13 protein-coding genes and 1 pseudogene are annotated in these 15,052 nt (G+C 65.9%); 6 read left to right on the top strand and 8 right to left on the bottom strand.

Translation table 11 applies throughout. The annotated features are described in order from the left end of the window. On the bottom strand, positions 1-254 hold a 254-nt coding region (locus CYD53_RS29560; RefSeq protein WP_181012085.1), incomplete at its 3' end, for an ATP-binding cassette domain-containing protein. Positions 255-487: 233 nt separating this feature from the next. Between CYD53_RS29560 and CYD53_RS29555 the strand changes: the two genes are divergently transcribed. Further along, positions 488-1,441 carry a LysR family transcriptional regulator gene (locus CYD53_RS29555; protein ID WP_103721651.1) on the top strand — a complete coding sequence of 318 codons (954 nt, stop codon included), beginning with the start codon at positions 488-490 and terminating at the stop codon, positions 1,439-1,441. Between the two features lie 151 nt (positions 1,442-1,592). Here CYD53_RS29555 and CYD53_RS29550 read toward each other — a convergent pair whose 3' ends face one another. Beyond that, the gene (locus CYD53_RS29550) at positions 1,593-3,065 is read right to left on the bottom strand and encodes an aldehyde dehydrogenase family protein (RefSeq protein WP_103721650.1); all 1,473 of its coding nucleotides are present in this window, start codon (positions 3,063-3,065) and stop codon (positions 1,593-1,595) included. 5 nt (positions 3,066-3,070) lie between these two features. Continuing rightward, complete coding sequence (locus CYD53_RS29545) at positions 3,071-3,739, bottom strand: haloacid dehalogenase type II (RefSeq protein ID WP_103721649.1); 669 nt, start codon at positions 3,737-3,739, stop codon at positions 3,071-3,073. A gap of 247 nt (positions 3,740-3,986) precedes the next feature. Between CYD53_RS29545 and argE the strand changes: the two genes are divergently transcribed. Both argE and CYD53_RS29535 read left to right on the top strand, forming a co-directional pair. After that, positions 3,987-5,132, top strand: coding sequence for an acetylornithine deacetylase (gene argE, locus CYD53_RS29540; RefSeq protein ID WP_103721648.1), 1,146 nt, complete (start codon positions 3,987-3,989; stop codon positions 5,130-5,132). 80 nt (positions 5,133-5,212) lie between these two features. Next, positions 5,213-5,593: a nuclear transport factor 2 family protein gene (locus CYD53_RS29535; RefSeq protein WP_103721647.1), complete on the top strand. Its 381-nt coding sequence runs from the start codon at positions 5,213-5,215 to the stop codon at positions 5,591-5,593. On the opposite strand, the gene CYD53_RS29530 is transcribed toward CYD53_RS29535, so the two are convergent. From CYD53_RS29530 to CYD53_RS29510, 5 genes are all read right to left on the bottom strand, one after another. Continuing rightward, positions 5,590-6,915 (bottom strand): NAD(P)/FAD-dependent oxidoreductase, encoded by a 1,326-nt coding sequence (locus CYD53_RS29530; protein ID WP_103721646.1) that lies wholly within the window; start codon positions 6,913-6,915, stop codon positions 5,590-5,592. The genes CYD53_RS29535 and CYD53_RS29530 overlap by 4 nt on opposite strands. An 88-nt stretch (positions 6,916-7,003) precedes the next feature. After that, positions 7,004-8,350, bottom strand: coding sequence for an amidase (locus CYD53_RS29525; protein ID WP_103721645.1), 1,347 nt, complete (start codon positions 8,348-8,350; stop codon positions 7,004-7,006). Positions 8,351-8,390: 40 nt separating this feature from the next. Then, a complete protein-coding gene (locus CYD53_RS29520) occupies positions 8,391-8,735 on the bottom strand; it encodes a RidA family protein (protein ID WP_092174350.1) in 345 nt (114 codons plus the stop codon). An 88-nt stretch (positions 8,736-8,823) separates the two neighbouring features. Further along, complete coding sequence (locus CYD53_RS29515; RefSeq protein WP_103721644.1) at positions 8,824-10,152, bottom strand: NAD(P)/FAD-dependent oxidoreductase; 1,329 nt, start codon at positions 10,150-10,152, stop codon at positions 8,824-8,826. Positions 10,153-10,207: 55 nt separating this feature from the next. Beyond that, a complete protein-coding gene (locus CYD53_RS29510; RefSeq protein WP_210202461.1) occupies positions 10,208-10,840 on the bottom strand; it encodes a helix-turn-helix domain-containing protein in 633 nt (210 codons plus the stop codon). Between the two features lie 265 nt (positions 10,841-11,105). Between CYD53_RS29510 and CYD53_RS29505 the strand changes: the two genes are divergently transcribed. The 3 genes and pseudogenes from CYD53_RS29505 to CYD53_RS29495 form a co-directional block, all read left to right on the top strand. After that, positions 11,106-12,782 carry a peptide ABC transporter substrate-binding protein gene (locus CYD53_RS29505; RefSeq protein ID WP_103721643.1) on the top strand — a complete coding sequence of 559 codons (1,677 nt, stop codon included), beginning with the start codon at positions 11,106-11,108 and terminating at the stop codon, positions 12,780-12,782. Positions 12,783-13,082: 300 nt separating this feature from the next. Then, the gene (locus tag CYD53_RS29500) at positions 13,083-14,771 is read left to right on the top strand and encodes a peptide ABC transporter substrate-binding protein (protein ID WP_103721652.1); all 1,689 of its coding nucleotides are present in this window, start codon (positions 13,083-13,085) and stop codon (positions 14,769-14,771) included. Between the two features lie 33 nt (positions 14,772-14,804). Next, positions 14,805-15,052 (top strand): annotated as a pseudogene (locus tag CYD53_RS29495) (diguanylate cyclase); the annotation flags it as partial.

Genomic DNA, 15,052 nt, shown 5'->3' with positions numbered 1-15,052 from the left:
ACGATGCCGATGTCGCGCTTGTGCGGCGGGGTGAAGGTGACGTCGCGCCCGCCGAAATGGATCGACCCGCCCGAAGGCTGGATGAAGCCGCCGAGGATGCCGAGCAAGGTGGTCTTGCCCGAGCCGGAAGGGCCGAGCAATGAGACGAATTCATGGGGTGCGACATCGAGAGACACGTCGTCGAGCGCCCGCACCGATCCGTAGATCTTGCTCGCGGACCGGATTTCGACGCGCTCGCCGCCCAACTCTGCCATTCCGAAATCTCCCGTCATGAATACAGCGGCTGCCGGCGCGCGCGGACAAGGACCGATTTCGGCTCACGCCATAAGGAGGGCTTATGACCTGGCCGTGCCGTCCCGAGCCTGCCGTCACGCGGCGCGGGTCTCTGTGAACCCGTCGCCGCAAGCTGCATTCGACCCGACCATGAAAGGGTTTTCGGCGGGAGACGGCAATTGCCAAATAATCAGGAAGATCATAACCTCATGTAATGTCAGACCTGCGCCGCATGGTGTCGTCCAGCAACGCGCTCTTCGTGTTCGAGGCGGCGGCCCGCGGCGGCAGCTTCACGCGCGCGGCGGATGAGTTGAACGTCACCCAGCCGGCGGTGAGCCGCATGCTGGCGCGCTTCGAAAGTTATCTCGGCGTCCGGCTGTTCGAGCGTGGCGGCAAGGGCGCGGTCCTGACGCCGGAGGGGGAGACGCTGTACCGTCGCGTCTCCGATGGTTTCCGCAGCATCGAGGCGGGATTGCGCGAGATCGAGCAATTGCGCGCCGGCAAGGAGACGGTCACCCTTTCGGTCTCCTCGGCCTTCACCACGCATTGGCTGATGCCGCGCATGGACCGTTTCCAGAAGCGGTTTCCGGCCGTCGATCTGCGTTTCCAGATGATCGCCGGGTCGTTGCGTGGCCCGGTCGAGAATGTCGATCTCGGCATGCGCTTCGCAGCAGTCGACGAGGTCGTCCAGCCCGGTTCTCTCGTCATCCGGGAAGTCATGCTGCCGGTCTGCAGCCCGGGCTATTGCCGGCCGGGATCGGCTGGGCCGGGCTCCGCCGAGGACGGCAATACCATCATCCTGCTGACCGACAGTCCACTCGATTGGCCGAGCCAGTATCCACCCTTCGCCACCGGCCGCTCCGGCCCGGTCAAGACGCTGAGCTTCTCCGATTATGCGGTGGTCGTACAGGCGGCGCTGCTTGGGCAGGGCATCGCCTTCGGCTGGAGCACGGTTGTCTCGCATGCGCTGATCTCGGGCGCGCTGACGCCGGCTTCCGACCGGCTGACGGCGGGGGCACGCGTCTGCGTGCTGGTCACGCCGCCCAACCGGCCGGCCCGGCCGATCGTGAAGGAGATCCGCGACTGGATCATCGCCGAGTTGCGCGCCGAGATCGAGGCGATCGACAAGCTTCACCCCACCCTCGGCCTGCTGCGGGCGAGCTATTAAGAGCTGATACGCGGGGAACCCTCTCCTTACAGGAGAGGGTTCCCCGCGCTTGTTTCGGCAAAGGGAGGTTCATCCGACCCGAGATGCTCGGGTCTACGCCCGAGCATGACGTATGAAGGGGGCCGGGAAGGAAGGCGCGACGCTGGGAGCCTCACCCCCCGATATCGATCAGCACCGTCTTGTGCCGCAGATTGGCTTCGACCGCCTGCCGGCCGAGATCCTTGCCGATGCCGGAGCTCTTATAGCCGCCGGTCGGCAGGATGAAGTCGAGCGTCCGGCTATAGCGATTGATCCAGACCGTGCCGGCCTTGAGCTGGCGCACGGCCCGCAGGCCCCGGCCGAGATCGGCGGTGTAGACGCCGGCCGCCAGGCCATACTCGGGATGGTCGGCGAGCGCGAAACCCTCTTCCTCCGTCTCGAAGCTCTGGATGGTGAGGACCGGGCCGAAGATTTCCTCGCGCACGGCGGCGTTCTCGGTGGTGACGCCCGCGAGCAGGGTCGGCTGGTAGAACGCGCCGCCATGCCCCTCGATCCGGCTGCCGCCCAGCAGCAATTCGGCGCCTTGCTCGCGGCTGCGCGCCAGGATCGTGTCGATGCGGCGAGCCTGCAATTCCGAGATGATCGGCGCGAAGCCGGTCGAGGATTTCCAGGTCGGGCCGGGCGCCACGCGCGCGAGCCGGCTTTTCAATGCCGCCACCAATGCGTCAGCGACCTGCCGCTGTACGATCAGGCGCGATCCGGCGACGCAGGCCTGTCCGGCATTGGCAAGCAATGAGCCGGCTATGCAGTTGGCCGCCTTGTCGAGATCGGCATCTGCGAAGACCAGTTGCGGGCTCTTGCCGCCGAGCTCCAGCGTCACCGGCTTGATGCCGCTTTCGGCCGCGGCCTTCATGATCGCGATGCCGGTGCGGGTCGAGCCGGTGAAGGACAGCTTTGCGATGCCGGGATGGCGGCTCAGCGCATCACCGGTGACCGCTCCCGTGCCTTGCACGACATTGAAGATGCCGGCGGGAATACCGGCCTCGACGGCGAGCTGCGCCAGCCGCACGGTCGAGAATGGCGTGAGCTCGGAGGGCTTCAGCACGATGGCATTGCCCGCCGCCAGGGCCGGGCCGACCTTCCAGGACGCCATGCTGAGCGGGAAATTCCAGGGCGTGATCGCGCCGACGACGCCATAGGGCTCGGAGACGATCATGCCGAAATGGTCGGTTCGCGTCGCTGCGACCTCGCCGCCGAGCTTGTCGGCATATTCGGAGAAGAAGCGGATGCCTTCCGCCGTGCCCATCACGTCGCCGGTCACGGCCTGGGCGATCGGGCGGGTCGAGCCAAGCGCCTCCAGCTGCCCCAGCTCCTCCGCCTTCGCCTCGATCAAATCGGCCCAGCGCTGCATGGCGCGCGCCCTCTCGCGCGGCGGCCGGGTCGCCCAGCCGCTGCGCTTCACCGCCTCGGTCGCGTCCTTGACCGCGCGATCGACCGTCTCGACCGACGCGATCGGCAATTCGGCATAATCTGCCGCGTCGGACGGTCTTGCGACGGTCAATCGCTCGCCGGGCTCATCGATGACGGCGCCGGCGATGAAATGCCCCTTGGCGAAGGCGACGCTGTCGGGATTGAAATCGCGCATGCGCGTCAAAGCCCGAGCAGGCCGGGGAGTTGCTCGATGCTCGTGATCTCGCGATAGCCGTAGAAATCGATACCCGGCTCATGGCCGCGATTCACGAAGACACGCTGGCCGATCTTCATGTCGTAGGCGGTCATCAGATCGTAGCGCAGGCTCGACGAGCAGTGCATGACGTCGGCCGGCCCGCAGCCCAGCATGTCGAACATGTATTCGAAAGCCCGCTGCTGCGGCTTGTAGGCTTGCGCCTCCTGCGCCGTATAGGCGGCATGGAAGGGCGCGCCGAGCTTGGCCATGGAATAAGGGATAAGGTCCGTCATCGAATTCGAGAGGACGACGAGCGGGATTTCCTTGGCGACCTTGGCGAGGCCCGCGGGCACGTCGGGATGTGGAATCCAGCTCGGAATCTCGTCATAGATCCTCTGGGCGTCGGCCGGGTCGAACGGCACGTTCCAGGCCTTGCAGCTGCGCTCGACCGCGTTGTGGATGACTTCGTCGAACGGCTTCCAGGCGCCCAGGATCTCGTCGAGACGATAGCCTCGGAAACTCTCGTAGAACCCGTCCATGACTTCGGGCGTCAGCCTGGAGCTGTAGACCCGCCGCGCGGCCGGCCCCATCTGGAAATCGATCAGCGTGCCGTAGCAGTCGAAGGTGATGAATTTCGGCCGAGCGGTGCTCATTGCGTCTCTCGTCTTCGGATGTGGCCGCGACGGCCCAATCCGCCACGTTGCGCCTGAGATTAGGGCGCATGCGCGGGCACGGAGACGGAATCCTATCCGGCTCAGCGAAGATTCTGCCGATCAGATAGCCCGGTTCGGCATGGATTGCCGCAACAGGCGAAAGGATGCGAGGTCAAGCCGGTGGGCTCTGCTACGCTCCTGCCATCGCTGCTCGACCGAGCGCCTCTGACCCGATGGCGGACACCCAATGACTGTCGAAACCGTGCTGGCCGATCTCGTGGCCTTTCCGTCGATCTGCCGTACGCCGAACGGCGCGATCATCGAGCATGTCCGCGGCTTTCTTGCCGGCTACGGCGTCGAGAGCGTGGTCCTGCCCGGGCCGGAGGGAGACCGCTCGAACCTCTTCGCCACGATCGGACCGCGCGTTGCCGGCGGCATCATCCTGTCGGCCCATCTCGACGTCGTGCCGGCGGCTCCCGAGGGGTGGCTCGGCGATCCCTTCAGCTTGCGGCGCGATGGCGAGCGATTGATCGGGCGCGGCGCTGTCGACATGAAGGGCTTCGTCGCCTGCGTGCTGGCGAGCGTGCCCGATCTCGTCTCGCGCAAGCTGGTGCGCCCGGTCCATATCGCCTTGTCCTATGACGAGGAGGTCGGCTGCGTCGGTGTGCGCCACCTCATCGCGCGGCTGCCGGAGCTCTGCCCGCAGCCCTTGGGTTGCATCGTCGGCGAGCCGAGCGGCTTGCACCCGGTGCTGCGGCACAAGGGCAAGATCGCCCAGCGCGCCACGGTCGACGGCAAGGCCGGGCACTCCTCCCGCCCCGATCTCGGCGACAACGCGATCCACTATGCCGCGCAATTGATCGCCGCCGTGCAGGACGAGGCGCTGCGGCACGCGACGGCAGGCCCGTTCGCGCCCGCCTTCGCGCCGCCCTATTCGACGATCCAGGTCGGCACCATCCGTGGCGGCACCGGCATCAATATCGTGCCGGCGCAATGCGTCTTCGAGATCGAGGCGCGCGCCATCGCCGGCCAGGAGCCGGCCAGCCTGCTGGCTTTCCTGCCGGGGGAGGCCGAGCGCATTCGCGCGGCAGCCGAGCGGACCGGCCATCGCGTCGCCTTCGGCTTCGAGACGATGAGCGACTACCCGCCGCTCGATCTCGACGAGGCCGATCCGTTGGTGGCGCTGACCGAGGCGGCGTCAGGCATGCCGCGCCAGCAGGCGGTGAGCTTCGGCACCGAGGCCGGGCTCTATCAGGCGGCGGGCATTGCCGCGATCGTGTGCGGGCCGGGCGACGTCAACCGCGCCCACAAGCCGGAGGAATACATCACCGACGGCGAACTTGCCGGTGCGATCGCGATGATCACGAGGGTTGCCGATACGCTGGCCGCCTGACGGGCCCTGCGCTTTCGAGCGATGCGGCTTGGAAAAAGCGAAGTAGAACACTGCTGGGGAACATCAGCAGGGAGCAGCGCATGCCAGACCGCAAGCGTGTCGAAGCCTTCGTCGCCGCTGTCGTCAGCGGCGACCATGTCGGCGCCATCCGGGACTTTTACTGCGAGGACGCCTCCATGCAGGAGAACGCGACCGAACCGCGCCGGGGGCGAGATGTTCTGATGGCCCATGAGGCCAAGGCCCTGGCCCGATTGCAGCGAATGCACACCCACCCCGCCCGCGCCGTCCTCGTCGACGGCGACAGGGTGGTGATCAACTGGGTGTTCGACGCGACCGACCAGAGCGGAGTGACCAGGCGGCTCGAGGAACTCGCGATCCAGTGCTGGCAGGGCGACCGCATCGCCGAGGAGCGCTTCTTCTACGACACGGCCACGGCCTGGCGCGTGGTCGAGCCGGGCTAGAACTCCCCGATTTCGCCCCTCGAACCGTCGATCAAGCGTGAATGCCGGAAGGGGTAGGGATCGACGATCGGCGTGTCGTTGACCGCAAGGTCGGCGGCGAGATGGCCGATGCCGGGCCCGAGCCCGAAGCCATGTCCGCTGCAGCCGGCCGCGAGCACGAAGCCCTTCAACCCGGCGACGGGCGAGATCACCGGTACGGCATCGGGCGTCGAATCGACATATCCACTCCAGCTTTCGCGGATGCCGACATCCTTGAGCGCCGGATAGAGCGCGCGTGCCCGCGCCATCGTCAATGCGATGGCACTGCGGCTGGGGGCGGGATCGAGCACGCGGACGCGTTCGAACGGCGTTTCCTTGTCGAAGGCCCAGCTCCCCATCAAGGCTTCGGGCCCCTTGAAGAAGGAGGGGCCGATGCCGAACTCGAGCGCCTTCAGGCGTCGGACGAACATCGGCATGAAGTCGCGGGCATAGCGCAGGCCCTGCGGCGTCAGATCGAGCGTCGCCTTGCCGCTGATCGCGATCGTATAGCTGCCGTCGAGCCGGCGTGTCAGCGCGCAGTCGGGCGTATACAGCGCATCGAGCAGTTGCGGCGCGATCTCTGTCCGCAGAATTGACTGGCGGGCGCTCGCCTGGGGGAAGCGAAGGCCGTGGCGGCGGCAGAAGGCCGAAGCCCAGGCGCCTCCGGAGAGAATGACGGAGCGGGTCCGGATCGACCCTTTCTCGGTGATCACGCCCGTGACGGCGCCATTGGTGACGTCGAGCCCGCGCGCCGCGCAATCCTGATGGATCGTCGCGCCGTTCAGTCTTGCGCCATGGGCGAGCACCGGAGCGGCCAGGGCCGGTTCGGCCTTGCCGTCGCTGACCGAATGCACGCCGCCGAGCCAGGACCGGCCGGTGCCGCTCGTCATGGCACTGGCCTCGGCACCTGACAGCATGCGCGTATCGATGCCGAATTGCCGGGCGGTTCCGCGCCATTTCTCCCATTGCGCGATCTGGTCGGCATCGTTGCTGGCATAGACCAACCCAGTGCGGCGGAAGCCGATATCGCGGCCGATCTCGCCGTTGAAGCGCTCCCACAATTCCATGGCGCGCATGGCGAGCGGCAATTCGCGCGCATCGCGGTTCTGTTGCCGGCACCAGCCCCAGTTGCGGCTCGATTGTTCAGCGCCGACGACGCCTTTCTCAAGCAGCGCGACGGAATGGCCGCGCTTGGCCAGGAAATAGGCCGCGGCGCTGCCGACGATGCCGGCGCCGATGACCACGACATCGACCTCGGTCGGCAGGCGTTCGTCGCTGGCGATGCGTTCGATTGTCGGTGACATCAATCCAAGGCTCCGGGGGACAGTCTCGTCGCGACGTTAGCGCGCGAACTGCTGCCGGCATTGGATCATCTTTGCGCCCGCATCGGTCTCAATGCCGCAGGGCGGCCTCGATCCCGGCAGCGATCGAAAACAAGGCATGGTCGCCGCCGGTCTCGCCCGTCAGCATCAGGCCGACCGGTGCTTGCCCCGGTGCGTGGCAGGGCAGGCTGATCGAGCAACGATCGAGGAAATTGCCGAGGCTCGGATTGCGCAGGAGGAGCGCATTGAGCCGGAAGTACTCGGCATCCTCGGCGAGCTCGTCGAGGCGCGGCGCGATGATCGGGCAGGTCGGCATCAGCAGCGCGTCGTAATCGGCCGTCTGCGCGTCCATCGCTGCGATGATAGCGCGCCGCGCCTGAACCAGATTGACATAGTCGGCGGCCAGCATCTGCGCGCCGGTCGCGATCCGGCTGCTCACGCGGGGATCGTAGAGATCGCCCTTGCTCGCCAGCAAGGCTCGGTGCCAGGCAAAGGCTTCGGGCGCCGCGAAGCCACCCTTGGCCGCGACCATGGCCTGGCCGATCTCGGACAGCGGCGCGAAATCGGTTTCGACGATGCGTGCTCCGAGCCCGCTCAATCGTGCGATCGCCTTGTCGAAGGCGGCGGAGACCGTCGCATCCATGCCGTCGCGCACGATCTGTGTCGGGATCGCCAGGCGCAGGCCCGATACCGGCCGCGCCGCGGGCAAGGCGGGGGTCTCGTTCGCCAGCACGCCGTCGACGATGGCGCAGCAGCCGACGCTGGCGCCGAGCGGCCCAAGCGAATCCAGGCTGGCGGAAAGCGGGATGACGCCGTCGAGCGGCACCCGCCGCGCGGTCGGCTTGTAGCCGACGATGCCGCAGAGCGCGGCTGGAATGCGGCAGGAGCCGCCGGTGTCGCTGCCGAGTGCGACGATAGCCATCCCATCCGCAACCGCCACGCCCGAGCCGGAGGAACTGCCGCCGGGAATGCGGCGCGAGGCGCGGTCCCAGGGGCTGAGCGGCGTGCCGTAATGCGGGTTTGCGCCGATGCCGGAATAGGCGAATTCGGTCATGTTGGCGCGGCCGATGGGGATGAAGCCGGCTGCCAGCATGCGCGCGATCGTCGGCGCATGGGCTTTCGCGGGCGCGCTGTCGGCGAGCGCGCGGGAGCCGGCCATGCTGCGTTCGCCGGCGACGTCGTAGAGATCCTTCACCGCGAAGGGGATGCCGGCGAAGGGGCTGGCAGCCCGGCCGGCGCGCCGCAGCGCGTCATGCGCGTCGGCGGAGCTGCGGGCCGCGTCCGCCGAGACCGAGATGAAGGCGCGTGCGCCTTCGCCGGCGGGATCGGCGATCCTCTCCAGGCATTCCTCCACCAGCGCCCGCGCGGTGAGCGTCCCGTTTGCCAGTGCCTTGGCGGTGTCCTGCAGGGTGCGCATCTCGTCCGTCTCCTTCGCCCACCCCGCAGCACGATCTGCGTCAGACCAGGGCCTGAACCTGGATTTCAACGAGAATCGCCTCGGCTGCAAGGCGGGACTCGACCGTGGCGCGTGCCGGAGGCGCTTCGGGATCAACCCATGCGTCCCAGGCTGCGTTCATTTCGTTGAACGCGCCGATATCCTTCAGCCAGATATTGGCGGTGACGATCTTCGATTTGCTGGTGCCGGCGAGCGCGAGGAAATGATCGATCTGCGCCAGGATGTCGGCGGTCTGTTCCTTGGCGCCGCCGCTGCGATCCTTGGCCGTGATGCCGGAGAGGAAGGCGAAGCCATTGGCAACGACAACGCGGCTCAGCCGGGCGCTCTTCTCGTGACGGGTGATCATATGGGGCGTGTCCGTTATTGGCCGTGTCGCAGCGGCGGACGGCAGGGAAGGGAAGAATGGGTAGGCGGGGACAGCGCACTGCCCGCTTTCACATCAATCCGGGTTCGCCGAGATCGCTGCCATCGACGAGGCGGCTATAGCGATAGGGGTGGGGGTCGACGATCGGCGCGTCGCCCGCGATGATGTCGGCCGCAAGCCGGCCGGCCGCCGGTCCGACGCCGAAGCCATGGCCGCTGAAGCCGGCCGAGACATGCAGGCCCGGCAATTTGTCGATGGCCGAGATCACCGGGACCCAGTCGGGCGTGAAGTCGATCAGGCCGCCATATTTGTGCATGATCTTCACATCGGCGAGCTGCGGATAGATCTCGCCGATGCGCTTCAGCGCGAAGCTGATCAGCTTTTCCTGCGGCGGCGGGTCGTAGGTTCGCATCTTCTCGAAGGGCGAGATGCTGTCATTGCTCCAGCGCATCAGGGCCTCGGGGCCCGAAAAGAAGGTCTTGTCGGCGCGGATCGTCAGCAACCTGTGGCGCTTCTTGAAGGTGGGCCAGAACGGCTTGGCATACATCATCCCCTGCGGGCTGAGCCGAAGCAGCCCGCGCCCGCTGATGCCGATCGTGTAGCCGCCGTCGAGCCGGCGCCTGAAGGTGACGTCCGGCGTCGAGATGCCGCCGACGGTGATTTCCGGCGCCGGCGCGGTGAAGAACGAGGTCGACTGCACGCCGGCCAATGGCATGTCGATACCGTGATGCCGGCAAAACATCGAGGTCCAGACGCCGCCGGCGACCAGCACGGTGCTGGTGCGGATCGTGCCCTTCTCGGTGACGACCGCCGAGACGCGGCCCGCCGAGGTCTCGAGCCCGCGCGCCGCGCAATCCTGGTGGATGGTCACACCGAGCCTGCGGGCCGCTTCCGCGAAGGCTGGGGTGGCGAGCGCCGGCTCGGCCTTGCCGTCGGTCGGCGAATGGATGCCGCCGATCCAGTTCTCGGTCGAGCCCGGCGACATCGCCTTGGCCTCGGCGGCGGAGAGCACGCGGCTATGCATCTGCATCTCGCGCGCCTTGTCGCTCCAGTTGGACCAGGCGTCGAGATCGGATTGCTTGGTCGTCACATAGACCAGGCCGGTGCGCCGGAAGCCCGTATCCGCGCCCAGCTCCTCATTGAGCCCGTTCCACATCTCGACGGCGCGCTGGGCCAGCGGCAATTCGCGCAGGTCGCGATTCTGCTGGCGGCACCAGCCCCAGTTCCGGCTCGATTGCTCGCCCGCGACATAGCCCTTCTCGACCACCGCGACGGAATGGCCCTTCTTGGCGAGATGATAGGCGGTGGTGATGCCGGCGATGCCGCCGCCGATCACGACGACGTCGGCTGAACTCGGCAGCGTCTCATCGCTGCGAATGCGCGTGACCGGAGGCGACATGGGCTGGCTTTCCTTGGCGTGGCGTAATGCGGGGGAAGGGCGTCTCGATCGGGCTCTAGAGATGCGTGTCGAGGACGCTCATGATCCAGAGCAGCTTGGCCTCCGCATCCGAGCGGTTGGCGATATGATGCGGAGCATCGCTCTTGAACTGGAAGCTGTCGCCCTCGGCAAGCTTGGCCATGCGCTCGCCGACGGTCAGCTCGATGCATCCTGACATGACATAGCCGCCTTTCTGCCCGGTGCCGATGAGCACGTCCTCGCTGTTTCCGCCCGGCGGCAGCGTCACGATCATGAACCGCAGATTCTCGTCATTGCGGGGCGAGAGCAGTTCCTTCACCAGCCGCGTCTCGCCGACGACGATGCGTGGCCGCTGAGCGCCGCGTCGCACGAAGGGCGGGTCTTCCGTCGGTTGCGGCTCGCGATGCTCCAGGAATTCCCAGAGATTCACGCCGAGCGCGGCCCGGATGCGCTGCAGCGTCTTCATCGACGGGTTGGAGTTGCCGCGTTCGATCTGGCTGATGATGCCGGCCGAGACGCCCGCCTTGGCCGCGAGTTCGAGAATGGTGAGATTGCGCTCGCCACGCAGGGTGCGCAGCCTCTCGCCGATCTGCTTGGCGCCGCCCTCGGGGGAAGACATCGCCTCGATCACCTTGATGTCGCGCGCATGATTTGCGGGCATGATGCTCATATTTCCATCTTAATGAATGAGATTCATATGAGATTGCGCGGAGTCATGCAATTGGCCGCGAGGCCTCAAGGCTCGAAAATCTCTTGTTTCCAATGGTTTTGACACGGCATTCACTTCAGGCCGTCCGATGCGGTGTTTTTTCTCCGGGATTGAGCGCCTCGCTCTCATATCTGCGGATCGCGCGGTTGGCTTGACGTGAAAATCAATAAAATGAATATTTCAGTCCATGCGCGGATCACCTTCCGTAGCAACAGGGGGCCATGCGATGACAGATCGCCGTGAAGCCGAATCGTCCGGGGGCGGGGCCGTCTCCCGCCGCGCGCTGTTGCTGGGGGCGTCTGTCCTTGGGCTCGCACCCTGGGGCTCTCAACTCCAGGCACAGCCGGCGCCGAAGCCGAAGGGGCCGCCATCCGCGCCAAAGGGACAGGCGGTCATCGGCTATTCCCAGGAGATCACAGTCCTGCACCCGCTGATGCCGGCGAACGAGGTCGATCAGGGCGTCTGGTGGAACCTGTTCAGCCCGTTATGGGCGCTGGATCAGGCCGGAAAATTCGTCCCCGTATTGGCCAAGGACGTGCCGACCGTGGCCAATGGCGGGATTTCCGCCGACGGTTTGGTCTGGAAAGTGACGCTGCGCGAGGGTGTCAAATGGCATGACGGCCGGGATTTCTCGGCCGAAGATGTCCGGTTCACTTTCGATCTCATCCGGAATCCGCAGTTCCGCACGCGCAGTCGCGCCGGCTTCAGTCTCCTCGAGGACGTCAAGACGGAAGGCAGCACGATCAGTTGGCGGATGAAGGAGCCCTTTGCGCCGTTCCTGTCCTTCCTCGCCTGGACCTTCATCGTGCCCAGGCACCTGCTCGATGGTGCGGCCGATCCGAATGCGACGCCCTTTCATGCAAATCCAATCGGCACGGGCCCGTTCAAATTCGTCGAGCGCAGGACCGGCAGCCATGTCCTGCTCGCGGCCAACACGGCCTATTTCGGCGAAGGTCCCTATCTGGAACGGCTGGTCTTCCGGTATGTGCCCGACCTCAACGCGATGTACACACAGTTCCGGACGGGCGAACTCGACTATATCGGCCTCCAGGGCATTCCGCCGAACCACTACGCCGAGGCGAGCACGCTCAAGAACGTCGCCGTGCATCTCTGCCCACGGGCTTCCGTCGAGAACCTCACGCTCAATCTCGCTCATCCCGCGCTGAAGGAGAAGGCGGTCCGGCAGGCGCTCTATCTCGGCATGGACAAGAAGGCGATCGTCGAGGCGCTCTATTACGGGCTTCCCCTTCCGGCTTCGAGCTTCATGCCGCCGCAGAGCTGGGCTTTCAACGACGCACTTCCGCGCCATGTCCATGATCCCGCCAAGGCCAGGGCCATTCTCGACGCGGCCGGCTGGAAGCCCGGCCCCGACGGCGTGCGCGTGAAGGACGGCGTGCGTCTCGCCTTCACCAACTCGACCACGACCGGGAATCCGACGCGCGAACAGGCACAGCAGCTGCTGGTGCAGGACTGGGCCAAGATCGGCGCCGAGATGACCATCAAGAACATGCCGGCGGCCGTGCTCTGGGCGAAGTTCTGGGCGGAGTCCCAGTTCGACAGCCTGATGACCAATACGACCTATACCGTCGCCTCCGATCCCGACGTGATGCACCGATTCGGCGGCAAGTCGATCCCGCTCAAGGCCGGCACGGGCTCCAATGTCAGCCAGTACGAGAACCCCAAGGTCGACGGCTTGCTGGCGAAAGGCATCGCCGTGACCGACATGGCCCAGCGCGCCGAGATTTACCGGGAGGCGCAGGCGCTGATCCTCGACGATCTGCCGATGCTGCCGATCTTCCAGTCTGTTCAGGTCGAAGGCACCAAGGTCGGGCTCATCGGCTTCGCCAACAACGTCAACGTGCTCTCCAACACGTGGAATGCCGGCAGTTGGTACTGGGCTTGAGACCGCGCCGGAAACGGCCCGGGCAAGTAGCCGAGCCGGCATAGAAGCCTATGCCGTCGAGGGCGGTCGAATCGGCAGATTCTATCCGGCGTGCGGCCGTGATCGGTATCCGAACGAGGGTGCGGCAAGCCTAACCTAGGGGGAAGGTTGAAAGATCGGCGAACCATGAGCGACCCGCCAGATGAAGCGGGAGCGCGTGGCCAAGCGGTCGAACTGATCTGGATCCGGCCGGGGCGCGCGCCGCGCCGGTTCGGATCGTCTCCAGCCTTCCGCAAAAACAAAGAACAGAGGGGTTTCTCGATGACCAAGCATTCCAACGAGACGAGCAGATCGACCTTCCCGATGCCCGCTCTGCATCGCCGCGACGTTCTTGCGCTCGGCACCGGGGCCCTGCTCGCCGCCTCCGGCTTCGGTGCCCGCGCCCAGACCAAGGCCGCTCCGCCGCCGCCGGCCAAGCCGACCGGCCAGGTCGTCGTCGGCCTGTCGCAGGAGCCGACCGCCTTCAACCCGCTGATGCCCGGCATCGAGGTCGACGAGACCGTCTGGATGCAGGTCTTCAATACGATGTGGGTAGCCGATCCCAAGGGCAATCTCATCCCCGATCTCGCGGCGGAAATCCCCAGCGAGGCGAATGGCGGCATCTCGGAAGGCGGTCTGGCCTGGAAGGTCAAGCTGCGTGCGGGCGTCACCTGGCATGACGGCACGCCCTTCACGGCTGAGGATGTGAAATACACGCTCGAACTGATCAACGCGCCGGGCTTCAAGAGCCGTACCCGCGTCGGCCATGCCCTGGTCAAGGACATCAAGGTCACCGGGCCCCTGGAGATCACCTGGCGCATGGAAAAGGCCTATGCGCCTTATCTCGCCCTGCTCTCCAACACCTATATCGTACCCAAGCATTTGCTGGAGAAGGCGAGCGACCCCAACACCGCCCCCTTCAACGGTGCGCCCGTCGGCACCGGCCCGTTCAAATGGGGCACGCGCCAGCCGGGTGACAACATCACCCTCGTCGCCAATGAGAAGTACCATGGCAAGGGGCCTTATCTGGAGAAGGCCGTCCTCAAATATGTGCCCGACCAGGCCGCGCTCTACGCCCAGTTCCGCACCGGCCAGGTCGATCTGATCATCGGCACCGGCATCCCCGCGAATTTCTACGAGGAAGCCAAGAAGCTGCCGGGCCGCAAGATCGTGATGATCCCGAACGCCTCGCTCGAGATCCTGATGCCGAACCTTGAGAACCCGGTCCTGGCCGAGAAGGCGGTGCGCCAGGCTCTCTACGCATCGATCAACAAGCAGGCGATCATCGACGTCATCTACTACGGCACCCACAAGCCGACGGAATCCTTCGCGCCGCAGGAATCCTGGGCCTACAATCCCAACCTGCCCAAGCAGCAATACGATCTCGCCAAGGCCAACAAGATCCTCGACGAGGCTGGCTGGAAGCGCTCGGGCTCGGGTGTGCGCATGAAGAACGGCGTGCCGCTCGAATTCGCGGTCTCGACCACGACGGGTGCCGCGCTGCGCGAGCAGTGCCAGCAATTGATGATGCAGGACTGGCAGCAGGTCGGCGTCAAGATGACGATCAACAACATGCCTGCAGCTGTGATCTGGGGCGATTTCTATACCCGCTCGAAATTCCAGTCGCTGCTCGTCGGCACCGCCTTCCGCACCGTGATCGATCCCGATCCGGCCTCGCGCTTCGCCTCTGATGCGATCCCGGCCAAGAACGGCAGCGGCGCCAACCAGATGCAGTGGCAGAATGCCGAGGTCGACAAGCTGCTCAAGGCCGGGCAGGAGACCTTCGATCAGGCCAAGCGCAAGGAGATTTACTGGAAGCTGCAGGAGATCGCCCGCGAGGAGCTGCCGATCCTGCCGATCTTCCAGTACGCTCCGATCGAGGGCTACAAGGAAGGCCTCGTCGGCTACGAGCCCAACATCAACGCCCGCCAGAACACCTGGAACATGGGCGTCTGGTACTGGGCGCGCTGAGGCCATGATGCGCTCCGCCCGGAACCACGCATCATGAGCACGTTCCTCGTGCAAAGGCTGATGCAGGCGCTGGTCCTGCTGCTCATCGTCTCGATGATCGGCTTTGCCATCCTGCATCTGGCTCCGGGCGGGCCGATGTCGCAGTTCGCGGCCGGTGGCGAGATGTCCCAGCAGGATCTCGACCGCATCGCCGAGCAGCTCGGCCTCAACCGCGCCCTGCCCATCCAGTACGCCGAATGGCTCTGGCGCATGCTGCGCGGCGATTGGGGCCTGTCCTATCG

This window comes from Allobosea psychrotolerans (assembly GCF_002917105.1).
Taxonomy (GTDB): Bacteria; Pseudomonadota; Alphaproteobacteria; order Rhizobiales; family Beijerinckiaceae; genus Allobosea; species Allobosea psychrotolerans.
The sequence above is the reverse complement of the archived record's forward strand: the minus strand, read 5'-3'. Positions and strand labels throughout refer to the sequence as shown.